This is a genomic window from Serratia sp. D1N4 (genome assembly GCF_054552755.1).
The window spans coordinates 2,937,803-2,957,493 of record NZ_CM137274.1 but is presented as its reverse complement, the minus strand read 5'-3'; the positions used below and the strand labels follow the sequence as shown (position 1 = coordinate 2,957,493).

Here is a 19,691-nt window from a genome sequence, read left to right as displayed (position 1 = left end):
CGCACGGCGGGAATTGTGGGTGTAGTAAATCGCCGGGGGAATCATGAGCCGCATTTTTGAAGTTGTTCAGGCAATGTCTGGACAGAAGAACTGCATCGTGATCCCTGGCCCGTATCTGGATTATTTCGCCAGCGATCAGCAGGCTTTTGCCCTGGCCGCAGTTCTGAACCAGCTTGTGTTTTGGACGGGGAAATCCTCACAGGACGACGGCTGGTTCTACAAAACCCATGAGGAGCTTGCTGGCGAGCTGCGTGGCGTCAGTGAAGATCAGGTTCAACGGGTTGTCAGTAAGTTGCGCAAGAAGTATTTGCCCGGTGTTATTGAGGTGTCCACCCGCAAGGTAAATGGCACGCCAACCAACCATTATCGCATTGATGGCGACAAGCTGATCGCCCTTATATTCCAGGCTGCACCGGAAAACGCAGAATCGCGGAATGGAAAACGCGAAAGTGCGGAATCCAATACGCAGAATAACGGAATGGAAAACGCAGAAGCGCGTGAACAATGCCGTGAATCTGCGGAATCCTATCTCTATACAGATCACTACACAGATCAAAACAAACAGATCATAAAACCTACTGGTCAGCCTGCTGCGCAGACCGACCCAGAGGTCGAAATTACTGATCGGGCTAAACAGGTTCTCAAGCACCTGAACATGGTCACTGGCTCGAAGTACCAGCCCGCTACTGGCACGCTGGAGAACATCCGGGCCAGACTGCGCGAAGGTCACACCACCGATGATCTGTGCCTAGTGGCCGACTACAAGCAGGCGCACTGGGGATCATCGGCAGAAATGGCTGAATACCTGCGCCCATCCACCTTGTACCAGCCGAGCAAGTTCGAGGGTTACCTGTTGAGTGCTACCAAGTGGGATAAATCAGGCCGACCGCAGGCAGTTAACGGCAAGTGGCTAAAGCCCGGTGAAACTACCAGCTCTGACCATACCGATCGTGACGCGGCATACCGACGTTTTATTGGTTCCGCCCGGCCAGTCCAGAACCCAAGTGAACTTGAGATTGCAGCCCGTAAAGCTGCCGATGGCGCAAACGTGCGCAACATGAGCCCGCTGTATTCGGTACCAGCATGGAATCGCATCTGGGCAGAGTGCGCACAGCGACTAAGTGGGGGTAAGGCAGCATGAAAACAGCAACACAGATTAACGTACGCTCACTGATCGCCGCGCTAAAACAGGCCAGACGCTTGTGGAAAATCCGCGAGTTAAAGCGGTTGTGGTGGGAAGAAATTCAGATGATCAGGATCGCAAAGCGCCGCCACTGGCATTGTGTACTGGCTCGCTATCACGCAGAGCAGCGCTATCAATTTGTTAAGCGGTTGGCGCGCTATGAGCAAACGAAGGGGGCACTATGACCGTTAGTGCCTATTGCGAAAAACTCAGCGCACTGCGCCAGCAGCCCGCTCATGAGTTGAAAGAGATTGGCGATCAGTGGCGCACCCCAGACCCGCTGTTCTGGGGTATCAATGCGATGTTCGGCCCGCTTGTTCTCGATCTGTTCAGCGATGGCGAAAACAGCAAATGCCCGGCGTTCTATACCGCCGAAGACAATGCCCTTACTCAAGATTGGTCAGAAAAGCTGGCAGACCTGCACGGCGCAGCGTTCGGCAACCCGCCGTATTCTCGCGCCCAGCAGCATGAAGGCCAGTACATCACCGGCATGACGTACATCATGGCGCACGCTATGGCGATGCGTGAGCGTGGAGGCCGGTATGTTTTCCTGATCAAAGCAGCAACCTCCGAAACCTGGTGGCCAGAAGACGCCGATCACGTTGCATTCATTCGCGGGCGTATTGGTTTTGACGTGCCGAAGTGGTTTATTCCAGCCGACGAAAAACAGGTTCCAACCGGTGCATTCTTTGCCGGTGCTGTCGCTATCTTCGATAAAACGTGGCGTGGCCCCGCAATGAGCTACATCAGCCGTGAGCAGCTTGAGGCGCAGGGTAGGGCGTTTCTAGAGCAGATCAGCTGGCTGGCCGGGCGCGGGGTGGCGGCATGATCCACTATCATGGCGGGCCTATAACTCCCGACACCTGCGCAATGAAGGCATGGTCAGCGGGACATGCGTTTATCTCCTTTGCCAATCCCAGCCAGATCGGATTGGCATCAGAGATCTGTCAATCGTTCGCGCTGGATAATGGCGCGTTCTCAATCTGGAAGAAGGCGGGCAAAAACAAAATCGACTGGTCTGATTATTACGACTGGGTGGAATGCTGGAAAAACCATCCAGGCTTAGATTTCGCGGTTATACCGGACGTGATCGACGGCGGCGCGGCGGAGAACGATGCTCTTTTGGCGGAGTGGCCCCACGGCAAGTTTATCGGTTGCCCGGTTTGGCACATGAACGAAAGCGAAGACCGATTCATCCGGCTTTGCCATGAATATCCTCGGGTGGCGATCGGCAGTTGCGGTGAGTATGACGTGAAATCACCCCTGAAGGCTGTAGCTCGCATCAAGGATATCATTCGGCATGTTGTTGATGCTCATAACCGGCCGATCGCAAAACTCCATGGCTTGCGCATGCTGAACAAAGACATCTTTACTCGTCTGCCACTGGCATCAGCTGATAGTACAAACGTAGCCCGCAATATCGGTATCGATAAGAAGTGGCAGGGCACATATTCGCCTCAGTCAAAGGAAACCCGCGCTCACATTCTGGCTGAGCGCATTGAGGCATTCAACAGCACCGGCACGCTCGAATACTGCGAAATACGCGACCGATTCAGCATGCAACTGCAGATGGAGGTGTGATGTGAGAATGTTGCTTACTCCTTACTTGCAGCGTGATCTGGGCGTGGTGCTGCTGCGCCCTGGTCGTGAACTGCTACATCACTTCAGTGGCCGCGTGCGGCTGCTTATTGCCAGTGAGCCAGCGGAGTTACAACCGCTGCCTTCCGGGCTGGTACCAGTGGATGAGCAGCAGTTAGCCGCGGATCCGCGTCTTTCTTCCTTCTTCCAGCAGCCCAGAGTTATTGCCGCTGCTGGTGGTGTTGATTCGCTGGTGGCTTGGTTAGAGCGCTCAACAACCTGCCAATGGCCAGCAGCGGATGAAGACTATCACGACAAGAACATGACCACGCTCCGCTACGGTTGCGGGGCGGTTCGGTTGTGCTGGCATCACGAGAACATCCTACGCGAGCAAACTATACCGGCGCTCGATACGCTAACCGAACAGAACGTGGCTGATTTCGTTGTACGCCGGGCGCGTGCACACTTCAATTTCGACGAAAACCACCAGTTGACGTTGCCGGAGCTCTGTTGGTGGGCTGTCATTCAGCAGGTTTACGATCTGCTGCCTGATGCGGTGGCGCGGTCAGCACTACGCCTGCCACCAGTAGAATTCAAATCAGGGCCGAAAAAAGAGGCGGATATCGTGTGGGAGCGTCCACCAGCGGAGATCGTCAACGAATACGTTGAGCAGATTAAGCCGGTGCTAGGTGTGGATATCGATCCTGAGCCTATTGCTGGCCTTGCGCTAATTCCGAAGATGAAGCGCTGGGAGTGCGAGAAGTACACCCAGTGGATCAAGTCGCAGAAGTGCTGTTGTGGCTGCGGCATGCCTGCTGATGATCCGCACCACATCATTGATCAGGGTTTCGGCGGTACCGGTACCAAACCACACGATATCTTCACCATCCCATTAACCAGGCGGTGCCATGACGAGCTGCATAAAGATGTAGCCGCATGGGAAGCAGAGCACGGCAGCCAGCTTTATCACCTTGCCCGCACCCTGGATCGGGCGTTCGGACTTGGGGCAATCGTCACAGCAAACAAGCGCGGGGCAAAGGTATGAGAGACATGTATGAGGTTTTGTCACGCTGGGGCGCGTGGGCGCGGCAAGATGGTGGCATTGGTTACTCACCGATTGCTGCCGGGTTTAAAGGGCTATTACCGCCGAGCTGTAGCGGCAAGCAATCGTGTTCTGATGATGATGGGTTGTTGATTGATGGCTGCGTGGCAAGGCTGAAAAAGTATAAACCTGATGAGTACGATCTGGTGGTTCTGCATCATATCTACGGCTTATCACTGCGCTATATTGCCAGAAAGCGTAAATGCTCAGACGGGACTATCAGGAAAGAGATGCAGACGGCAGAGGGGTTTGTAGGTGGTTGTTTGGCGATGCTGGGTATAAACATTGCATTAAAATTTTAAACATATAAAAGCCCCTTAACTATAAGGGGCTACGGTTTTTAGCCTAATTCTCGATATGATTTTTTTAAATTGGTACACCAGTTTTTAAGTGTACGCGCTCTTCGTTCTTTGGTTGATTCGCTTAATGTGGGCGCACATTCATCTAAATACGCTTTAGATGAATTTGGGTTTAATTGAGTAATATTTGTGACATTACTCCACGTAATCCACGTCCATCCACAATGAGAGTTTTCAAAACTTTGTGCTGCTATCGCCATCTTTTTATTTAGGGGGGACAGGACTACCTGTTGTCCGATAGATGTCACTCTCCCTGACTCGGAAACAAACCCAAGTATTTTTGATGCTTCTGTATAATAAAGGATGTGTCTATCAGATAGATCCAGAGAGTCCCTTTCAAGAAAGCCATTCCTCCAAATATTCTCAACGACTTCAAATATTTTATCTAACGTATCAGCTTGGGGTACTTGCTTGCTATTAACATTCATTGAAGTAATGCTGTTTATTTTTTTCACATAGTATTCAGCATCTAATTTATTGATTTTTAGAAAATTATTCTCTGTATTTTTGTTTGAGAAATCTACTATAAGATCATCTTTTATAACATGATTGAGTAGTTTTTCAAAAGACTGAGAAGGTATATTGTTTTCTTTAATAAACCTTGTTATGTCCTTTCTATTTTTCATTAGAGTGGAAAGAAAAGTTAATTTCTCTTCTACCAAATTAAATCCCTTAGAGTTAAAGTCTAATGTAAATGATCCCGGTTTTCCTGAAACGGGAATAAGCTTATCGTGAAAGTTCATTATAGAGATAAACTCTTTATAAAGTTCATCAATAATTACAAATACAGGTGATATCATGCTGAAATCGATCATTGACTTACTCGACTTAGGCTTGTCAATATGTATAGAGTAATCTGCATTTAAACAGCCTGTTTCAGCTAACTCTGCAATTTCATCATTGGTAATAACATTCTCTACAAAACTAATATATATATTGGTGTCAGGCATTAAAATAAAATCTTTAATATTTCCGAGTTTGGATGTGAAGACAGGCTGTTTTCCTTTTTTAAAAGGCGTTTCAATTAAGAAAAATAACTTCTCATCTTTCTTCTCCAAAATATTAAATATATCTATACTTTTGGACTCAAAGGCAAGTAACTTGCTTTTAGATATAGGGAATGATACCCAAGAGTAACTAGTATCAGACTCATCAATCCAATAAACAAGTAAGAATTCACCCCTTTTAGTTATCACAGAGAACAGTTTGGGGCCGTCAAAATAGTCATAAATTGACTTGTAGTAGAGATCACCATGTATCGGTGAATGTGTAAATAACTTTTTCATTTTGGCTCCACCACTTCAACAAAGTTAAAATGTTTGTGGATTTCAACACCTTTAAAAACCCAAAGAGTGTGGTGGTACACCTCTTTGAATGTTTGTTTGACGCGTCCAACCTCACTAGTAAGTGAAGCTTTGGCAATGTATCTTTTCTGGGTTGCGTTTCTGAACCTACCAACTGTCATCCTCGCACCTTCGATGGTGTTCTGAACTGAAACCCCGTAAGAACAGACCAATTGTAGACCTGATCGCATATCCAGTAAATCAGGATCTTTATCATAGTCTGAAGCTAGGCACTTTCTAGTTGGTTTTTGTTTGTTGGTGATTCGGTAAAAATCACCAGAAGGGGGATAAGCATCTTCTGGAGGAACACCATCCATATCTGCAAAACAATCAGGCCACACACCTTCAAAAGAATCTGCTATTTTAGCTGAATTAGCCATGTAACGACCTTACATCCATGCGGTGCCAACCCAAGGGGTTGCAATAGTCAAAAAAGAGAAGAACCCAAGCTTCCCTTACCAATTAACCTGGCATGTCTAAAGTATTCAAATAGTTACAAATGCAATTTTTAATTTATAGTTTTTATCTTTAAAAAAACCATAAGACTGTAACCGTGACCCGTAGCTTTCTCAACAAAAAACTACTAACGCGTACGCAAAAATACAGATATTGTGATAAGAGTAGTTACGCAGTCAGTAGCTTATCCAATCAAAAAACCTCGTTTCGACGGGGTTTTGTCTTTTCTGGGGCCGCACCGCTTGCTACTGTTGCGTAACACCAACAACAAGGACGTAAGCATGAGCACCGACAAGACTGCACGTGACATAGAAGAACAGGCAGATGCCCTGGCAGAAGAAATCCTGATGCTTTATGTGATGGATGGCATGAAAGCCAAAGAGCAGGTTAAGCAGCTCCTGATGCAGTTTGTACTGCAAACTCCCAAGCCTCATTAAAAAACACTGTTTGTGAAGTGGGCGGCGGTTAGGTGTTACCAGCACTCTAACCGCCAGGTGCTCATGTCGTTGGTCACAAGCGAACCTTTTGCCCGTGCTGCGAACAGCAGAACGAGCCTACTAAAGAAAGGCGCTTATGATCTCCAGTACCAGTCTTGTCAACGCTGACACAATCGAATACATCAAAACCCTTCCTGATAACTGCATCGACCTGATAGCCACGGATCCTCCGTATTATCGGGTGAAGTCGTGCGCCTGGGATAACCAATGGAAAAGCGAAGCTGAGTATCTGGCCTGGCTGGATGCGCTGCTGGTTGAATTCTGGCGGGTGCTGAAGCCGAACGGCAGCATGTACCTGTTTTGTGGCCATGCCCTATCGGCAGATATCGAACTGATGGTGCGCCAGCGTTTCGATGTCCTGAACCACATTATCTGGGCAAAGCCATCAGGGCGCTGGCAGGGGTGCAGGAAAGAGAGTTTACGCAGCTATTTCCCGGCCACTGAGCGAATCATCTTTGCCGGGCATTACGCCGGGCCATACCAGCCAAAAGACACAGGCCACGCGGCAAAGTGCACAGAGCTGAAGCAAAACGTTTTTAAGCCGCTGATCGACTATTTCAGGTCAGCCCGGCAGGCACTGAATGTGTCGGCCAAAGAGATCAACGAGGCCACCGGGCGGCAGATGGCCAGTCACTGGTTTAGCGCCAGCCAATGGCAGCTACCAACCGAGGAACAGTATTCAGTACTGCAGGCGCTGTTCCAGCGTAAAGCCGCTGAGTTGCACCAGGCCGGTGGGCTCGATAGGCCGCATCATGATCTTGCCAAGGATTATGCGCAGTTGGATCGGGAGTGCCAGCAGCTGAGCAAAGAATACGCCGGATTGCGGCGGCCATTCACTGTTTCAGTAGATGTGCCGTATACCGATGTGTGGACGTTCCCACCGGTGCAGTATTACCCAGGCAAACACTCATGTGAAAAGCCAGCGGCAATGATGGAGCACATCATCAGCGCCAGCAGTCGTCCCGGGGATGTGGTAGCAGATTTCTTCATGGGGTCAGGCTCAACAATCAAGGCCGCGATAAAGCTTGGTCGCATTGGTCTGGGGGTGGAGTTGGAAAGGGAGCGATTCGATCAAACCGTTCGGGAGATCTATCCGAATGGGTAAACCAGCCTCGGCATAATCCGGGCTTTTTTATTGGGCTACTGCCCGGGGAAATGAATATGCAAAGTGAACCGTATTTCTATAATCCAGGCATGACACCAGAACAGCTTGAACATTGGCTAGGGCAGCAAAAGTTACACCTCACTCACTACAACCGATTGGTTGCAGAAAGAGCCGCTTTGATTAAGCGACTCGCCGAGATTGATACTGTTTTAGAGCATTACACTACTTTATTGCAGCCAGAAAAATTGAGTTTTCCCTGGGAGCCCAGTCCTCTTCAAGAAGCTCATCAAAAACAAAGGCAGTAGAAGGTAACTCAAGGTATTCAGTAAAATATTTTACCTCGCCAGATAGCTTATCGATACGCATCTCATCTTGAATAACAAAGAGGCAATCGGCTAATGAGAGTTGACTAATTTCGGATGGCTTCCATTTGGTTTTGGTGAAGATAAGGTGGTGCAGGGCCTTTTTATCTTGTAGTGGCTCAAAGATTGTAGCGTATTGCTGGCGGTGCTTGTGCAATACCATTTCCAGTATGAATATCTGTGCGGATCGTGTTTTGATGCAATTATCCTCAGCGCTTCCTGAGTGGAACGAATAATGACTTAAACCTCGATTCTCGCAAATTCTTGACTTAATAACGTGCCACAAATTATGAATTGAACTCATTAAGTATCCCTTCTTGGTTGTGTGAGAACTCCCAAGATACCATCACCTGAGTGGAAAATGATCAGGCTTTCAAGGCTCACTTCGGTGGGCCTTTTTCATTTCTAACGCCCGGCGTTCGCTGGACGGCGAACAAAGGAGAAATTATGGCTGACCCAGTTACTGCCACAACGGCAGCGGGAATAGCAAAATCAGGGGGAGCAGTAACAGGTCTTGCGATAGTGACGTTCTTTGCTGGGCTACCAGCTGACGTTGTACTCGGTGCTTTTGCCGGCGCGATCCTGTTTGTTGTTTCCGCTTCTGAGTATGGCAACCGTTCCCGTGTGATTCTGGCGATCGGCAGCTTTACGGCCGGGCTGACGATGTACAAGCCTGCTGCGGCATGGATTGTTGATTTCCTTCCAGCCGGTTACGACCGGGGCGCGGATGCCGCTGGAGCTTTAATCGCTGCTGGTTGCGTTATCCGTGTGCTGATGATGATCAACAGCGGTGGCGGATTCCTGAAGAAGAAAGGGGGCAGCGGCGATGGTAACTCATGATCCCGAAACGTTAATCAATGCTGTCGTCTGCGCAGTAATCGCCATTCGCCTGCTCACGTTCCGCCGCGATGGTGGTGAGTATGTACGCTGGGGAGCTTACCTTGCCTACTGCTTAATCCTAGCCACTGGTTCCGTGACGATCCGTATCGCCATGGGTGCATACGAAGGCACCACCGATCCGGCGGAGTTGTTCATCAATGCGGTGCTCTGCGTGATGGTGCTGCGCGCTAAGGGCAACGTAGTGCAGTTATTTAAGGCAAGGAGAGGTAGCGATGCCTAATTTCAGATTCAGCAAACGCAGCGAGGGTAATCTCGTTGGCGTAAACCCCGCGCTGGTAAAAGTAGTACGCCGTGCGTTGGAGCTCTCGACTGTCGATTTTATTGTGATCGAGGGTGTCCGCACTCAAGCTAGGCAGCGAGAACTATGGGCTCAGGGTAGGACAACGCCTGGCAAGATCGTCACACGGACGATGAAGTCCAAGCATCTTGAAGGAAGGGCCGTTGATCTTCTACCAGTAACCGGCTGGGAAAATTTATCGTCTTTCAGAGTCGTATCAAAAGCAATGTTTCAAGCTGCCTCCGAGTTGGGTGTGAAAATCACCTGGGGCGCGGACTGGAATAGCAACGGTATCCAAGAGAAAGGCGAAGATGACAGTCCTCACTTTGAGTTATCCGCATGAAAATAAAGTTTGAGCTATCAGTTGCACATTTCGCAGAAGGCATGAAGCCGTCACACGGGCCACAGCAATGGCCGTGGTGGCGCTTATTTTCAATTGGCGTTTATCGTCACGATATTCCTCGGCCATCTACGGGGCGCAGGATGTGGCTCTATACGCGCTGGGGTGCTGGGTACGTGGGCATCTATTTGGTACGGCGGTCATCATGACTCAATTCACACGATACAGCCTGATAGGCGCGCTGCTGGTTGCCATCTGCCTCGGCTGGTATGCGTCTTCGCTATCAGGCGATTTAGATAAATCCAAGCGGGAAAACAAAGTACTGGTGGCCGCAGTGGAGAGTCGTGACGGCACAATCACCGGGCTGAAAGATGCTGCTAACTCCGATCGTAAGGCTACCGAGGAACAGCTCAAAATCGAACAGCAGAAGAGGGCAAAGGCCGATGCTGAAAACAAAAAGCTACGCAAGGCGTTGGAAGAGAACGGTTGCAGCGATCAGCGCCTGCCTGATGATGCTCTCAACATCCTGCGCAAATAAACCGTCCCCACCGGCCCCGCAACTGATTTACGTCTACCCGCCAGCGGTGCTACTCCAGCAATGTGAGCAAACGCCATTTACCGGGGAAACCTTCGGTGATGCGGTAATGGCGCTGCAGGTGGCGCAGGGTGAGCTTGATGTATGTGCTTCTCGGATTGATGGGCTGATTAAGTGGTGGATGGCTATCAGTAGTTAGTGGAGAGGCTTTACGACATTTTTTGTCATAGGTTCTTAATCGATTGGCTCTCATTCATAAAAAAAGTTAATCTCTTACTTTATTATAAATGGGAGAGTTGGCATGAAAGAGTTACTACCTGTATTGACTGCATTTCTTGGTGGTTTTTTTTCATTCTTGGTCATGTTTAAGACCAATAAATGGAATGATGAAAGAATCAAAGTTCAGATTGAGCATGAAAGACAAAAGGAAGTTCGTAAGTTAATGATAGATAAAGGAGAGGTTTTGTATACGCTTTTCTCTGAATGGACAAAGTTAATAATTAATTACCAATTGTGCTTAATTAGAGTGGCTAAAGGAAGTATCACAAAAAATCAAATGAATGAGGTGATGAGTAGCGCCAGTAATAAAGGTTCACATGATAAATTAATAACACTTCTCAATTTGTATTTTCCCACTTTGACGAGTGACTTTGAAATTGCCAATCAATATAGAAGTGAGTCTGTGAGTGCGAGTATTGAGTATGAGCAAAATAAAATCAAAGCTTCCGAGTGTATTACTCGTGTTGATGCTGCAAGCGAGGGGTTTGAGAAACAAATGAATCTTGTGCAAGAAAAGCTAAGAAATGAAATAGCAAGCTATATTAAATGATTTTTTTCGCTGCTATTTATAGTTAATTTGACTAATTATTCTTTTCTTAAGTCATTCGCGGGGACCTTACCGGTAGGTGGTTCCTCTATTTTATGAAATTGCACATGAAAGAGCCACGTATATATGGGAGCAAGTGGGACAAGGCTCGGCGCGGGTTCCTGCAACTGCATCCCCTTTGTGTTATGTGTGCCGAGCAGGGGCGAACGGTTGCCGGTAACGTGGTTGATCACATCATCCCGCACCGCCTCAAAGAAGCGCTGAAGTCAGGTAACCGTATAGCGATAGCAAAAGCACAAAAGCTGTTCTGGGATCCAAAGAACTGGCAGGTGTTATGCACATCCCATCACAGTGCAACCAAGCAACGAATGGAGAAAAGCGGCACGGTGATAGGTTGCGATGCTAACGGGCTGCCGCTCGATCCTAACTCACATTGGAATAAAACATGAAAGACTTAGATGTTAAATACCGCAATGGTCGGTTTGAATCATTGGTAATAGATGGGGAAAAAATATCACCTGGCAGCATCAGGGCATTTACTTTGCATGATGAAAGCAGCGGCAAATTTCCCATATTGGATATTACCTTTATTGGAAACAGTAAACGTACCGTATTTGTCGAAGAAAACCCGCTAATCGAAATAAATAAAGGTGAGGGGGAGGGGTAAAACTTTAAATGTTTTTCCCTAAATGACCGCTCGCATCCCCTTATTTTAACGCTAACCCGATTTTTTTTAGTTTTCAGGTGACCACGATGGTGCAAAAACGAACACGTTCTGACAGTTCAGCGGCGGCGGTTCAGGCCATGAAAAATGCCAGTGAGGATACAATTCAACCTCCGGTATATGCGGGCCTGGAAAAAAAAGCCGAACCTTTTTGGCATGATAATATTCGTTCAAAAGCGCTTGATAGCTGGACACCAGCTGACCTCTTGGCTGCGGTAGAATTGGCAAATAACCAGTATGAAATAACCCTCTTACGGAAAGATTTACGTAAGAAAGAAAGAGTCCGTGGTGATGAGCGAGACGATAAAGCGATTGGTGAATTACGTGACGATATCGTAGTTTTACAGCGCGCTATTCTTGCCCAGCGCCGCGACCTGCAAATTCATTCCCATGCTACCAACGGTGAAAGCCGTGACCAGAAAAACCGCAATAAAAACGACGCAGATGCTCGCCGGACAGCCGGTAAGCACCGGTCAGATGATGGCAATCTGATCGCATTTCCAAAACACGGCTAGGAGTAAAGCATGACGCGAGGTGAGCGCGTGATAGCGTTCATTGAGCGCTATTGCATCGTGCCAGAGGGCAAACTGATCGGGCAGCCGATGTTGCTTGACGAATTTCAGAAGATATTTCTGCTGGCCATCTATGACAACCCCCACGGAACGGATAAAGCCTATCTCAGCATAGCGCGAAAGAACGGTAAAACCGGCTTGATTGCGGGAATCCTTTTAGCGCACCTGGTAGGCCCGGAGGCGGTGCAAAACTCGCAGATCGTCAGCGGTGCAATGAGCCAGGAACAGGCGGCGGTTGTGTTCGATCTGGCCGTAAAGATGATAGGACTTAACCCCGAATTGCAGGACATTGTTCATATCATCCCAAGCGGAAAAAAGCTGTTGGGCCTGCCGTGTAACGTTAAATACAAAGCTTTAGCCGCAGAGGGAAAGACGACACACGGCCTTTCTCCTTTGCTTGCCATTCTTGATGAGGTAGGGCAAATCGTCGGGCCGCAATCGGCTTTTGTTGATGCGATTGTCACGGCACAGGGTGCGCATGAAGCCCCGCTCCTTATCGCAATCAGTACGCAGGCTGCGAACGATGCTGACTTGTTCAGCATCTGGCTGGATGACGCGGAGAATTCAAAGGATCCGCACATTGTTTCCCACGTTTACGAGGCACCGAAAGATGCCGAACTAGATGATCGGGAAGCATGGGCCGCTGCAAATCCGGCGTTGGGCACCTTCCGATCTCTTCGCGATATGGAGAGGATGGCGGAAATGGCCGGGCGAATGCCCAGCTTTGAGAACACCTTCCGAAATTTGAACCTGAACCAGCGTGTTTCTACCGTATCGCCGTTTATGTCTCGCAACGTGTGGGAGTCATGCCGCGAAGCTCCGCAGACCATTACCGGTCAGTGCTATGCCGGGCTGGATTTGTCGGCAAGCAAAGATTTAACCGCATTCGTTATTGCGGGTCAGTCAGCAGATGGCTGGTGGAATATTTACCCCTATTTCTGGACGCCAGAGAAAACCATGCGTGACAGGGCGAAAACCGACCGTGTGCCTTATGACGTGTGGGCAAAGCAGGGCGTTCTGAAAACCACACCGGGATCGTTTGTCGATTATGCCGTGGTGATCCGTGACATTGCGGAAATCATCAGTGATTTCGATATTGCCGCTATTGCCTTTGACCGCTGGCGCATTGACCTACTGAAAAAAGAGGCTGATCTGATTGGATTGGCGCTGCCGTGGGTGCCGTTCGGGCAGGGTTTCAAAGATATGGCCCCAGCTCTGGATACGCTGGAAGCGGCAATGCTAAACGGGCGTGTCAGGCATGGTATGCACCCGGTGTTGACTATGTGCGCCGGTAATGCGGTCGTAATCAAGGATGCAGCCTCAAACAGAAAACTCGATAAGTCGAAAGCGACCGGGCGAATCGATGGAATGGTGGCACTCACCATGGCAATGGGCGCAGCAAATGGCGAAGCCGTAGAACCTGGTGGCGACTTCGATGATTTCTTATCAAAACCGTTGAGCATGTGATGGCAGATAAAACTAATTACAGTATCGACCTGCGAACGAATAACGGTTGGTGGGCGCGGGCTGCGTCGTGGTTCGTCGGTGGACGCCTGGTTACTCCGGATCAGGGTTCGCAAACAGGCCCGGTGTCAGCGGGAGGTACGCTAGGTGATTCCGTTATCACTGACGAGCGCATTTTACAGATCTCTACTGTCTGGCGTTGCGTCAGCCTGATTTCTACGCTGACCTCATGCCTGCCGCTGGATGTATTCGAGACAGACAAAAGTGACAACCGGATGAAGGTCGGCCTGGACAATCCCCTTGCTCGGTTGCTGCGCTTTTCCCCCAATCAGTACATGACCGCGCAGGAGTTCCGCGAGGCTATGACGATGCAGCTGTGTTTCTACGGGAATGCGTATGCATTGATTGAACGGAATAGCAGCGGGGACGTGATCAGCCTGATCCCGTTACTGTCAGCCAATATGGATGTTCGGCTGGAAGGTAAGCAGATCATCTACAAGTACAGGCGCGACAGCGAATATGCCAAATTCAAGAAAAGCGAAATATTCCACCTGAAAGGCTTCGGCTTTAATGGGTTGGTAGGCCTATCGCCGATCGCCCACGCGGCCAAATCAGGCGGGGTTGCCGTAGCGATGGAAGACCAGCAGCGTGATTTTTACGCCAACGGTGCCAAGTCTCCGAAAATCCTTTCGGTTGGCGATCGCGTGATGACAAAAGAGCAGCGCGACCAGGTGGAGGAAAACTTCAAGGAGATAGCGGGCGGGCCGGTTAAAAAGCGCCTGTGGATACTTGAGGCGAATTTTGAAGCGCATGATATCGGCGTAAGCTCCCAGGATGCCGAAACCATGGCCTCACGCAAGTTTCAGGTCAGTGAGTTGGCGCGATTCTTTGGGGTACCCCCTCACCTGGTGGGGGATGTTGAGAAATCGACATCATGGGGAACGGGTATTGAACAGCAGAATATGGGGTTCCTGCAGTACACCCTACAGCCGTATATCACCCGCTGGGAGCAATGCATTCAACGCTGGATAGTCAAACCGGCTGACCTGGGCATCTACCATGCCGAACACAACCTGGATGGCTTGCTGCGTGGTGATTCGACCTCTCGCGCTGCCTTCATGAAAGCCATGGGGGATTCTGGCCTGCGCACCATCAACGAAATGCGCCGGTTGGACAACTACCCGCCATTACCTGGGGGCGATGTTGCCACGCGGCAATCACAAAACGTTCCTCTCACTGAGTTAGGCAAGCAGCCCCGCGAAAGCGGGGTTTAGTTTTTATGGGGGATCCATGACTGAAATTAAGAAAACCCTCTCTTTCGAAGAGACAGAAATCAAATTTACCGGCGACGGTACGCAAGGGATTTTTGAGGGCTATGCATCTGTTTTTGGCAATGTCGATTCAGACGGTGACGTGATCCTGTCGGGTGCGTTCAAGAACACCCTGGAGAAACAGACCCGCAGGGTTGCCATGTTCTTCAACCATCGAGCGTGGGAATTACCCGTGGGCAAATGGGACGCCTTGCAGGAGGACACCAAAGGGCTGTTTGTCCGTGGACAACTGACACCCGGACATAGCGGAGCCAGTGACCTGAAGGCCGCCATGCAGCACGGCACGGTAGAGGGAATGTCGGTCGGGTTTTCAGTAACCAAAGACGATTACTCACTGGCGACCAATGGCGGGCGCATTTTCAAGAATATCTCCGCACTGCGCGAAATCAGCGTGTGCACCTTCCCGGCTAACGAGCTGGCCGGAGTATCAGCGATGAAAAGCATCGATGGTATCGAAACGATTCGTGACGTTGAGAACTGGCTGAGGGATTCAGTGGGTTTAAGCAAGTCACAGGCCGTGGGGCTTATTGCCCGGTTCAAATCAGCTATTCGGAGTGAGTCCGACAGTGACGAGAACAAAACAGAAATATCTGCTCTCATCGAGCGCATCAGTTCTTTCCCTCAAACTTTAGGTAAATAATATGTCCGAATTAGCACAAATTCAGAAAGCCATCGAAGAATCACAGAAGAACATGACCCAGCTTTTCGACGCTCAGAAAAAAGAGATCGAAGAAACGGGCCGCGTTTCCAAATCATTACAGGACGATCTGGTCAAGGTTCAGGAAGAGCTGAAAAAATCCGGCCAGCGCTTGTTTGACCTTGAGCAGAAAGGGGCTGATGGTGCGGATGATCCCTCCATCAAAAAAGACTTTTCAGAACGTGCAGCCGAGGAACTTACCAAGTCATGGAACGGCAGCAAGGGGACGTTTGAGGCCAAAACCTTCAACAAATCGCTCGGAAGTGATGCGGCTTCAGCCGGTGCGTTGATCGAGCCGATGCGCCTGCCGGGTATTCTGGCCCCTGGTTTACGTCGGCTGGTGATTCGTGACCTGTTGGCGCAGGGGCGCATCTCTACCAATTCGCTTGAATATGTGCGTGAAAAAGTCTTCACCAATAATGCCGCTCCAGTAAAGGAAAAGGCCCAAAAACCAGAATCTGATCTGACATTCTCGAAAGAAACAACCAACGTGAAAACCATTGCCCATTGGATCCAGGCATCCCGCCAGGTGATGGATGATGCACCAATGTTGCAATCTTACGTCAATACTCGCCTGCTTTATGGTCTGGCGCTGGTGGAGGAAAACCAACTGCTGAACGGTGACGGTACTGGCGACAACCTTACTGGCATCAACGCCGTTGCAACGGCGTATGACACCACGCTGAATGCCACCGGGGATACGCGGGCAGACATGATTGCTCATGCCATCTTCCAGGTAACTGAATCAGAATTTAGTGCATCTGGCATCATTCTGAACCCGCGTGACTGGCATAACATCGCCTTGCTGAAGGATAACGAAGGCCGGTATATCTTCGGTGGCCCGCAGGCCTTCACAAGTAACATCATGTGGGGCTTGCCGGTAGTACCAACCAGAGCACAGGCTCAAAGTACTTTCACTGTGGGTGGTTTTGATCTGGCCTCTCAGGTGTGGGATCGCATGGATGCCACGATCGAAGTGAGTCGCGAAGACCGCGACAACTTCGTGAAAAACATGCTGACCATCCTGTGTGAAGAGCGTCTGGCGTTGGCGCACTATCGCCCGCAAGCGCTGATCAAAGGCACCTTCCCGGCACCAACCAAGTAACGCGGAGGGGGCGGGTAATCCCGCCCTGATGTTATGGCGATTAAAGTCACTGATGTTGTACCGGTCGAAGAGTTACGCCAACACATCGAGTTTGACAGCGACGATCGCGACGCGGTGATCACCCGTTATGCCCAGGCTGCATTGGATTACTGTTTGCGCTGGTGTGATGACCCGCGCTGGGTAAAGGCGGGTGATATTCCTTCTCCTGTAGTTTCTGCAATGCTGCTGGTTTTTGCTGATCTGTTTGAGCATCGCACCGGGCAAAGCGAAGTGCAGTTATACACCAATTCCGCCGCCGAAAACCTGATGTGGTTGTGCCGCAATTGGCGCGGCGCGAAGGTGGAAGAAAGCGAAACAGGGGAGGGATCGTAATGGAGCCAGGGCGCTTTAGGCATCGCATCATGATCCAGAACTTCGAAACGGTAGAGCTTCCCTCGGGCGGTGAAATGGCGGTGTGGGTGGATGCATCGATAAAGCCGATCCCCGCCGAGGTGAAGGCTATCAGTGGCCGGGAGTTAATGGCGTCAGGCGCGGAACATTCAGAGGCAACTGTGCGTGTCTGGTTGCGCTTTCGTGATGACGTTTCCAGCTCTTCACGTATGCTCTTTCGCGGGTTGGTCTATGACATTGTGGCAGCGTTACCGGATGTGCGCCTGACGCGCCTGGAGCTGCTCTGTAAAAGCGGGGTAAAACTATGATCAATACCAAGCTGGATTTTTCCGGGCTTCTCGATATTTCCAAGGATCTGGAGGTGTTGAGCAAGGCCGAAAGCCGCAATGTACTAAGGCAGGCAACTCGGGCAGCGGCCACGGTATTTCGCGATGAGGCCCGGGGGCGTGCGCCGGAGGATACAGGCAAACTGAAGCGCAACATTGTTGTGATTAACCAGCGCGCCAATGATGGCGGCGCGGTCGCAGGTGTCCATGTTCGCAGTGCGGGCAAGGCAGAAAACCGCAACAACTCCTTCTACTGGCGCTTTGTTGAGCTGGGTACATCGCAGATGCCCGCCGTCCCATTCATTCGCCCGGCGTTCGACGCTCGGCAGGATGATGCAGCGGCAGCGGCGTTCGCGAAAGCCAACGAAGCGATCGACAAGGTGCTATCAAAATGACTGAGGCCGATCTCAATCCGCTGCTAAAACCCCTGGTTGGTGGGCAGGCATATCCTTACGTGGTCAAGCTGACCCCGGAGGGAATGCCAGCGGTAAAACCACCGTGGATCGTCTACACGGTACCCGATGAAAACCGTGCGGATGTGTTTTGCGGTACCGCAGAAACCGCTTACCTGGCGCAGATCGACGTGTACGCCAGCAGCATTGACCAGGCCAAAGAACTCCGAGCCAAAGCCGAGCAGGCGATCGCTGTTCTGTCTCCGGCAGAAATCCACCTGTTCAGCGGCCATGAACCCGATACCGGCCTTTTCCGCGCCTCGCTTGAATTCAAAGTGTGGCAATAACCTTTAACCCATCTTGATCCTAACCCGCCGCGTGCGGGTTTTTTAATGTCTGGAGAAAACTCATGACAGCTAAGTTCGAAAAAACACAAGGCACGGTAGTGAGCATTTCCGCTACCGAAGCCAGCGAGGCCAACCCGGCAGGCATTACCTGGCTCTCTACATCGTGCTCAGCCAAAGAGCTCAGTTACACCGGCGGCCAGAAGGACGATATCGAAGTTACCACCCTGTGCTCCACTGAAAAGGAGATGACCAACGGGCTCGCTGCACCGGCTGAAATGACCATCAACAAAAACTGGAGCGCCTACGATGATGCTCAAGATTCGTTGATGGCAGCTTACGAAACGGACACCCGCCGCGCCGTTCGTGTGATTTTCCCGTCTGGTAATGGGTTCGCTTATCTTGCAGAGGTACGCCAGAACAGTTGGAACGTTGCTACATCTGGCGTGGTAGCCGCCTCTTTCACGCTGCGCATCATCGGCAAACCAATCAGAATTTTTGCAGTGACTATCCCGGTAACCGGCGTGTTGCTGGATAAAGTGACGGCAGCATTGAAGTTGGGCGAAAGCCTTACCCTGACACCGACGATCGCCCCAGCAACGGCAACAAACAAGGCTGTTACATGGACATCCTCAACCCCGGCAAACGTTATGGTCACCGCAGCGGGCGTTATCACGGGCCTTGCGGTAGGCACCTCAACGATCACCGTTAAGACCACTGATGGCGCAAAAACCGCTACGTGTGTCGTGACTGTCACAGCCTAATAGGAGCATCGCCCCATGGCAGGAAAAAAACTGAATCTTAAGGCGTTGGCATCCGCGCCGCTTGCAGGCTTCCGCATCAAGTCGATTACGGTTGATGAGTGGGAGGGGGCGGTCGTGATTTTGCGCGAGCCCTCGCAGGAAAGCTGGGGGCGCTGGCGTGAAATACTGACGCCACCGGAACCGGAGGAAGGCAAGGAACCCCTGAAGCTGTCGATCACTGAAGAGACACAACGCAGCATCCGTGCCGATGCGGCAATCTTTATTGATGTTCTGCTTGATGAAGATCACCAGCCTGTTTTCAAACCTGGCGATCTGGATCAGGTGGTGACGTTCTACGGCCCGGTACATGCGCGATTACTTAAGCAGGCGATCGCACTGAGCACCACACAGGAAGATGCTGAAAAAAAGTCAGAGAGCCAGAAACCCAGTTCATGATGAAGCTGGCGCTTCGCCTGGGTAAAACCCTGGGCGAGTTGCGCCAGACCATGAGCGTCAGTGAGCTTCGCCTCTGGATGGAATTCAACAAGATCAGCCCGATCGGTGATGAGCGTAATGATTATCACGCCGCGCAGATCTCGGCTGCCGTGTTCAATTCTCAGCGCACCAAAGACCCGATAACCATTCCCGATATGTTGCTGCGCTGGAGTGGGCCGGAGGAAGAAGAGGCAGAGGACACCTCTGAACTTGAGAGCTTCCTGGGGGCTCTGGCTGATTAACTG

At 50.5% G+C, this 19,691-nt stretch carries 31 protein-coding genes and 1 pseudogene; 29 read left to right on the top strand and 3 right to left on the bottom strand.

Annotated elements, in window-relative coordinates; translation table 11 throughout:
- The first annotated feature begins 43 nt into the window (after nucleotides 1-43).
- The 6 genes from ACX1CU_RS13085 to ACX1CU_RS13060 are packed head-to-tail and all read left to right on the top strand — an operon-like array spanning nucleotide 44 to nucleotide 4,165.
- A complete protein-coding gene (locus ACX1CU_RS13085; RefSeq protein ID WP_459398741.1) occupies nucleotides 44-1,141 on the top strand; it encodes a conserved phage C-terminal domain-containing protein in 1,098 nt (365 codons plus the stop codon).
- Nucleotides 1,138-1,368: a hypothetical protein gene (locus tag ACX1CU_RS13080; protein WP_459398740.1), complete on the top strand. Its 231-nt coding sequence runs from the start codon at nucleotides 1,138-1,140 to the stop codon at nucleotides 1,366-1,368. The genes ACX1CU_RS13085 and ACX1CU_RS13080 overlap by 4 nt, the downstream gene beginning before the upstream one ends.
- Nucleotides 1,365-2,012: a phage N-6-adenine-methyltransferase gene (locus ACX1CU_RS13075; protein ID WP_459398739.1), complete on the top strand. Its 648-nt coding sequence runs from the start codon at nucleotides 1,365-1,367 to the stop codon at nucleotides 2,010-2,012. Before ACX1CU_RS13080 ends, ACX1CU_RS13075 begins: the two co-directional genes overlap by 4 nt.
- A complete protein-coding gene (locus ACX1CU_RS13070; RefSeq protein ID WP_459398738.1) occupies nucleotides 2,009-2,764 on the top strand; it encodes a hypothetical protein in 756 nt (251 codons plus the stop codon). Before ACX1CU_RS13075 ends, ACX1CU_RS13070 begins: the two co-directional genes overlap by 4 nt.
- A 1-nt stretch (nucleotide 2,765) precedes the next feature.
- Nucleotides 2,766-3,806 carry a DUF968 domain-containing protein gene (locus ACX1CU_RS13065; RefSeq protein ID WP_459398737.1) on the top strand — a complete coding sequence of 347 codons (1,041 nt, stop codon included), beginning with the start codon at nucleotides 2,766-2,768 and terminating at the stop codon, nucleotides 3,804-3,806.
- The gene (locus ACX1CU_RS13060) at nucleotides 3,803-4,165 is read left to right on the top strand and encodes an antiterminator Q family protein (protein ID WP_459398736.1); all 363 of its coding nucleotides are present in this window, start codon (nucleotides 3,803-3,805) and stop codon (nucleotides 4,163-4,165) included. Before ACX1CU_RS13065 ends, ACX1CU_RS13060 begins: the two co-directional genes overlap by 4 nt.
- Nucleotides 4,166-4,203: 38 nt before the next feature.
- On the opposite strand, the gene ACX1CU_RS13055 is transcribed toward ACX1CU_RS13060, so the two are convergent.
- On the bottom strand, nucleotides 4,204-5,508 hold the full coding sequence (locus ACX1CU_RS13055) for a DUF6575 domain-containing protein (protein ID WP_459398735.1): 1,305 nt from the start codon (nucleotides 5,506-5,508) through the stop codon (nucleotides 4,204-4,206).
- Entirely contained in the window at nucleotides 5,505-5,945 is a 441-nt protein-coding gene (locus ACX1CU_RS13050) for a hypothetical protein (RefSeq protein ID WP_459398734.1), read from the bottom strand. The genes ACX1CU_RS13055 and ACX1CU_RS13050 overlap by 4 nt, the downstream gene beginning before the upstream one ends.
- Nucleotides 5,946-6,302: 357 nt before the next feature.
- Here ACX1CU_RS13050 and ACX1CU_RS13045 point away from each other — a divergent pair, with 357 nt between their 5' ends.
- Nucleotides 6,303-6,458 carry a hypothetical protein gene (locus tag ACX1CU_RS13045; RefSeq protein WP_459398733.1) on the top strand — a complete coding sequence of 52 codons (156 nt, stop codon included), beginning with the start codon at nucleotides 6,303-6,305 and terminating at the stop codon, nucleotides 6,456-6,458.
- A gap of 136 nt (nucleotides 6,459-6,594) precedes the next feature.
- The gene (locus ACX1CU_RS13040) at nucleotides 6,595-7,623 is read left to right on the top strand and encodes a DNA-methyltransferase (RefSeq protein WP_459398732.1); all 1,029 of its coding nucleotides are present in this window, start codon (nucleotides 6,595-6,597) and stop codon (nucleotides 7,621-7,623) included.
- Nucleotides 7,624-7,845: 222 nt separating this feature from the next.
- Here ACX1CU_RS13040 and ACX1CU_RS13035 read toward each other — a convergent pair whose 3' ends face one another.
- A complete protein-coding gene (locus ACX1CU_RS13035; protein ID WP_459398731.1) occupies nucleotides 7,846-8,289 on the bottom strand; it encodes an ECs1072 family phage-associated protein in 444 nt (147 codons plus the stop codon).
- A gap of 143 nt (nucleotides 8,290-8,432) precedes the next feature.
- On the opposite strand from ACX1CU_RS13035, the gene ACX1CU_RS13030 reads away from it, so the two are divergent.
- The 21 genes and pseudogenes from ACX1CU_RS13030 to ACX1CU_RS12930 all read left to right on the top strand — a co-directional run bounded on the left by ACX1CU_RS13030 (nucleotide 8,433) and on the right by ACX1CU_RS12930 (nucleotide 19,688).
- Nucleotides 8,433-8,825 (top strand): putative holin, encoded by a 393-nt coding sequence (locus tag ACX1CU_RS13030; RefSeq protein ID WP_459398730.1) that lies wholly within the window; start codon nucleotides 8,433-8,435, stop codon nucleotides 8,823-8,825.
- Nucleotides 8,812-9,105 carry a phage holin family protein gene (locus tag ACX1CU_RS13025; protein WP_459398729.1) on the top strand — a complete coding sequence of 98 codons (294 nt, stop codon included), beginning with the start codon at nucleotides 8,812-8,814 and terminating at the stop codon, nucleotides 9,103-9,105. Before ACX1CU_RS13030 ends, ACX1CU_RS13025 begins: the two co-directional genes overlap by 14 nt.
- Nucleotides 9,098-9,505, top strand: a complete 408-nt coding sequence (locus ACX1CU_RS13020) for a M15 family metallopeptidase (protein ID WP_459398728.1) — start codon at nucleotides 9,098-9,100, stop codon at nucleotides 9,503-9,505. Before ACX1CU_RS13025 ends, ACX1CU_RS13020 begins: the two co-directional genes overlap by 8 nt.
- Nucleotides 9,506-9,707: 202 nt before the next feature.
- Nucleotides 9,708-10,040, top strand: coding sequence for a DUF2570 family protein (locus ACX1CU_RS13015; protein ID WP_459398727.1), 333 nt, complete (start codon nucleotides 9,708-9,710; stop codon nucleotides 10,038-10,040).
- Entirely contained in the window at nucleotides 10,012-10,236 is a 225-nt protein-coding gene (gene lysC / locus ACX1CU_RS13010; protein WP_459398726.1) for an Rz1-like lysis system protein LysC, read from the top strand. The genes ACX1CU_RS13015 and lysC overlap by 29 nt, the downstream gene beginning before the upstream one ends.
- A gap of 102 nt (nucleotides 10,237-10,338) precedes the next feature.
- Nucleotides 10,339-10,866 (top strand): hypothetical protein, encoded by a 528-nt coding sequence (locus ACX1CU_RS13005; RefSeq protein ID WP_459398725.1) that lies wholly within the window; start codon nucleotides 10,339-10,341, stop codon nucleotides 10,864-10,866.
- 104 nt (nucleotides 10,867-10,970) lie between these two features.
- Nucleotides 10,971-11,312, top strand: a complete 342-nt coding sequence (locus ACX1CU_RS13000; protein WP_459398724.1) for an HNH endonuclease signature motif containing protein — start codon at nucleotides 10,971-10,973, stop codon at nucleotides 11,310-11,312.
- Nucleotides 11,309-11,530 (top strand): hypothetical protein, encoded by a 222-nt coding sequence (locus ACX1CU_RS12995; protein WP_459398723.1) that lies wholly within the window; start codon nucleotides 11,309-11,311, stop codon nucleotides 11,528-11,530. Before ACX1CU_RS13000 ends, ACX1CU_RS12995 begins: the two co-directional genes overlap by 4 nt.
- Nucleotides 11,531-11,616: 86 nt before the next feature.
- A complete protein-coding gene (locus ACX1CU_RS12990) occupies nucleotides 11,617-12,102 on the top strand; it encodes a terminase (RefSeq protein WP_459398722.1) in 486 nt (161 codons plus the stop codon).
- A gap of 9 nt (nucleotides 12,103-12,111) precedes the next feature.
- Nucleotides 12,112-13,626 carry a terminase large subunit gene (locus tag ACX1CU_RS12985; protein WP_459398721.1) on the top strand — a complete coding sequence of 505 codons (1,515 nt, stop codon included), beginning with the start codon at nucleotides 12,112-12,114 and terminating at the stop codon, nucleotides 13,624-13,626.
- Nucleotides 13,626-14,897 (top strand): phage portal protein, encoded by a 1,272-nt coding sequence (locus ACX1CU_RS12980; protein WP_459398720.1) that lies wholly within the window; start codon nucleotides 13,626-13,628, stop codon nucleotides 14,895-14,897. The genes ACX1CU_RS12985 and ACX1CU_RS12980 overlap by 1 nt, the downstream gene beginning before the upstream one ends.
- 16 nt (nucleotides 14,898-14,913) lie before the next feature.
- Nucleotides 14,914-15,594 (top strand): HK97 family phage prohead protease, encoded by a 681-nt coding sequence (locus ACX1CU_RS12975; RefSeq protein ID WP_337262952.1) that lies wholly within the window; start codon nucleotides 14,914-14,916, stop codon nucleotides 15,592-15,594.
- A gap of 1 nt (nucleotide 15,595) precedes the next feature.
- Complete coding sequence (locus ACX1CU_RS12970) at nucleotides 15,596-16,756, top strand: phage major capsid protein (protein WP_459398719.1); 1,161 nt, start codon at nucleotides 15,596-15,598, stop codon at nucleotides 16,754-16,756.
- Between the two features lie 33 nt (nucleotides 16,757-16,789).
- A complete protein-coding gene (locus tag ACX1CU_RS12965; protein ID WP_337262954.1) occupies nucleotides 16,790-17,128 on the top strand; it encodes a head-tail connector protein in 339 nt (112 codons plus the stop codon).
- On the top strand, nucleotides 17,128-17,454 hold the full coding sequence (locus ACX1CU_RS12960) for a phage head closure protein (protein ID WP_337262955.1): 327 nt from the start codon (nucleotides 17,128-17,130) through the stop codon (nucleotides 17,452-17,454). Before ACX1CU_RS12965 ends, ACX1CU_RS12960 begins: the two co-directional genes overlap by 1 nt.
- Nucleotides 17,451-17,867 (top strand): HK97-gp10 family putative phage morphogenesis protein, encoded by a 417-nt coding sequence (locus ACX1CU_RS12955; protein ID WP_459398718.1) that lies wholly within the window; start codon nucleotides 17,451-17,453, stop codon nucleotides 17,865-17,867. The genes ACX1CU_RS12960 and ACX1CU_RS12955 overlap by 4 nt, the downstream gene beginning before the upstream one ends.
- The gene (gene gp17 / locus ACX1CU_RS12950) at nucleotides 17,864-18,211 is read left to right on the top strand and encodes a tail completion protein gp17 (RefSeq protein WP_337262957.1); all 348 of its coding nucleotides are present in this window, start codon (nucleotides 17,864-17,866) and stop codon (nucleotides 18,209-18,211) included. The genes ACX1CU_RS12955 and gp17 overlap by 4 nt, the downstream gene beginning before the upstream one ends.
- Nucleotides 18,212-18,273: 62 nt before the next feature.
- A pseudogene (locus ACX1CU_RS12945) lies at nucleotides 18,274-18,711 on the top strand (phage tail tube protein); the annotation flags it as partial.
- Nucleotides 18,712-18,972, top strand: coding sequence for an Ig-like domain-containing protein (locus tag ACX1CU_RS12940; RefSeq protein ID WP_337265047.1), 261 nt, complete (start codon nucleotides 18,712-18,714; stop codon nucleotides 18,970-18,972). It begins immediately after the preceding pseudogene.
- A gap of 15 nt (nucleotides 18,973-18,987) precedes the next feature.
- Nucleotides 18,988-19,407, top strand: a complete 420-nt coding sequence (locus ACX1CU_RS12935; RefSeq protein ID WP_337265042.1) for a phage tail assembly chaperone — start codon at nucleotides 18,988-18,990, stop codon at nucleotides 19,405-19,407.
- Nucleotides 19,407-19,688: a phage tail assembly protein T gene (locus tag ACX1CU_RS12930; RefSeq protein WP_337265046.1), complete on the top strand. Its 282-nt coding sequence runs from the start codon at nucleotides 19,407-19,409 to the stop codon at nucleotides 19,686-19,688. Before ACX1CU_RS12935 ends, ACX1CU_RS12930 begins: the two co-directional genes overlap by 1 nt.
- Nucleotides 19,689-19,691: the final 3 nt, after the last annotated feature.

What these genes read in the sequence shown, in the direction of transcription:
- ACX1CU_RS13085 (WP_459398741.1), top strand. Translation starts at nt 44, where the DNA reads ATGAGCCGCATTTTTGAAGTTGTTCAGGCAATGTCTGGACAGAAGAAC.
- ACX1CU_RS13080 (WP_459398740.1), top strand. Translation starts at nt 1,138, where the DNA reads ATGAAAACAGCAACACAGATTAACGTACGCTCACTGATCGCCGCGCTA.
- ACX1CU_RS13075 (WP_459398739.1), top strand. Translation starts at nt 1,365, where the DNA reads ATGACCGTTAGTGCCTATTGCGAAAAACTCAGCGCACTGCGCCAGCAG.
- ACX1CU_RS13070 (WP_459398738.1), top strand. Translation starts at nt 2,009, where the DNA reads ATGATCCACTATCATGGCGGGCCTATAACTCCCGACACCTGCGCAATG.
- ACX1CU_RS13060 (WP_459398736.1), top strand. Translation starts at nt 3,803, where the DNA reads ATGAGAGACATGTATGAGGTTTTGTCACGCTGGGGCGCGTGGGCGCGG.
- ACX1CU_RS13055 (WP_459398735.1), bottom strand. Translation starts at nt 5,508, where the DNA reads ATGAAAAAGTTATTTACACATTCACCGATACATGGTGATCTCTACTAC.
- ACX1CU_RS13050 (WP_459398734.1), bottom strand. Translation starts at nt 5,945, where the DNA reads ATGGCTAATTCAGCTAAAATAGCAGATTCTTTTGAAGGTGTGTGGCCT.
- ACX1CU_RS13045 (WP_459398733.1), top strand. Translation starts at nt 6,303, where the DNA reads ATGAGCACCGACAAGACTGCACGTGACATAGAAGAACAGGCAGATGCC.
- ACX1CU_RS13040 (WP_459398732.1), top strand. Translation starts at nt 6,595, where the DNA reads ATGATCTCCAGTACCAGTCTTGTCAACGCTGACACAATCGAATACATC.
- ACX1CU_RS13035 (WP_459398731.1), bottom strand. Translation starts at nt 8,289, where the DNA reads ATGAGTTCAATTCATAATTTGTGGCACGTTATTAAGTCAAGAATTTGC.
- ACX1CU_RS13030 (WP_459398730.1), top strand. Translation starts at nt 8,433, where the DNA reads ATGGCTGACCCAGTTACTGCCACAACGGCAGCGGGAATAGCAAAATCA.
- ACX1CU_RS13025 (WP_459398729.1), top strand. Translation starts at nt 8,812, where the DNA reads ATGGTAACTCATGATCCCGAAACGTTAATCAATGCTGTCGTCTGCGCA.
- ACX1CU_RS13020 (WP_459398728.1), top strand. Translation starts at nt 9,098, where the DNA reads ATGCCTAATTTCAGATTCAGCAAACGCAGCGAGGGTAATCTCGTTGGC.
- ACX1CU_RS13015 (WP_459398727.1), top strand. Translation starts at nt 9,708, where the DNA reads ATGACTCAATTCACACGATACAGCCTGATAGGCGCGCTGCTGGTTGCC.
- lysC (WP_459398726.1), top strand. Translation starts at nt 10,012, where the DNA reads ATGATGCTCTCAACATCCTGCGCAAATAAACCGTCCCCACCGGCCCCG.
- ACX1CU_RS13005 (WP_459398725.1), top strand. Translation starts at nt 10,339, where the DNA reads ATGAAAGAGTTACTACCTGTATTGACTGCATTTCTTGGTGGTTTTTTT.
- ACX1CU_RS13000 (WP_459398724.1), top strand. Translation starts at nt 10,971, where the DNA reads ATGAAAGAGCCACGTATATATGGGAGCAAGTGGGACAAGGCTCGGCGC.
- ACX1CU_RS12995 (WP_459398723.1), top strand. Translation starts at nt 11,309, where the DNA reads ATGAAAGACTTAGATGTTAAATACCGCAATGGTCGGTTTGAATCATTG.
- ACX1CU_RS12990 (WP_459398722.1), top strand. Translation starts at nt 11,617, where the DNA reads ATGGTGCAAAAACGAACACGTTCTGACAGTTCAGCGGCGGCGGTTCAG.
- ACX1CU_RS12985 (WP_459398721.1), top strand. Translation starts at nt 12,112, where the DNA reads ATGACGCGAGGTGAGCGCGTGATAGCGTTCATTGAGCGCTATTGCATC.
- ACX1CU_RS12980 (WP_459398720.1), top strand. Translation starts at nt 13,626, where the DNA reads ATGGCAGATAAAACTAATTACAGTATCGACCTGCGAACGAATAACGGT.
- ACX1CU_RS12975 (WP_337262952.1), top strand. Translation starts at nt 14,914, where the DNA reads ATGACTGAAATTAAGAAAACCCTCTCTTTCGAAGAGACAGAAATCAAA.
- ACX1CU_RS12970 (WP_459398719.1), top strand. Translation starts at nt 15,596, where the DNA reads ATGTCCGAATTAGCACAAATTCAGAAAGCCATCGAAGAATCACAGAAG.
- ACX1CU_RS12965 (WP_337262954.1), top strand. Translation starts at nt 16,790, where the DNA reads ATGGCGATTAAAGTCACTGATGTTGTACCGGTCGAAGAGTTACGCCAA.
- ACX1CU_RS12960 (WP_337262955.1), top strand. Translation starts at nt 17,128, where the DNA reads ATGGAGCCAGGGCGCTTTAGGCATCGCATCATGATCCAGAACTTCGAA.
- ACX1CU_RS12955 (WP_459398718.1), top strand. Translation starts at nt 17,451, where the DNA reads ATGATCAATACCAAGCTGGATTTTTCCGGGCTTCTCGATATTTCCAAG.
- gp17 (WP_337262957.1), top strand. Translation starts at nt 17,864, where the DNA reads ATGACTGAGGCCGATCTCAATCCGCTGCTAAAACCCCTGGTTGGTGGG.
- ACX1CU_RS12935 (WP_337265042.1), top strand. Translation starts at nt 18,988, where the DNA reads ATGGCAGGAAAAAAACTGAATCTTAAGGCGTTGGCATCCGCGCCGCTT.
- ACX1CU_RS12930 (WP_337265046.1), top strand. Translation starts at nt 19,407, where the DNA reads ATGAAGCTGGCGCTTCGCCTGGGTAAAACCCTGGGCGAGTTGCGCCAG.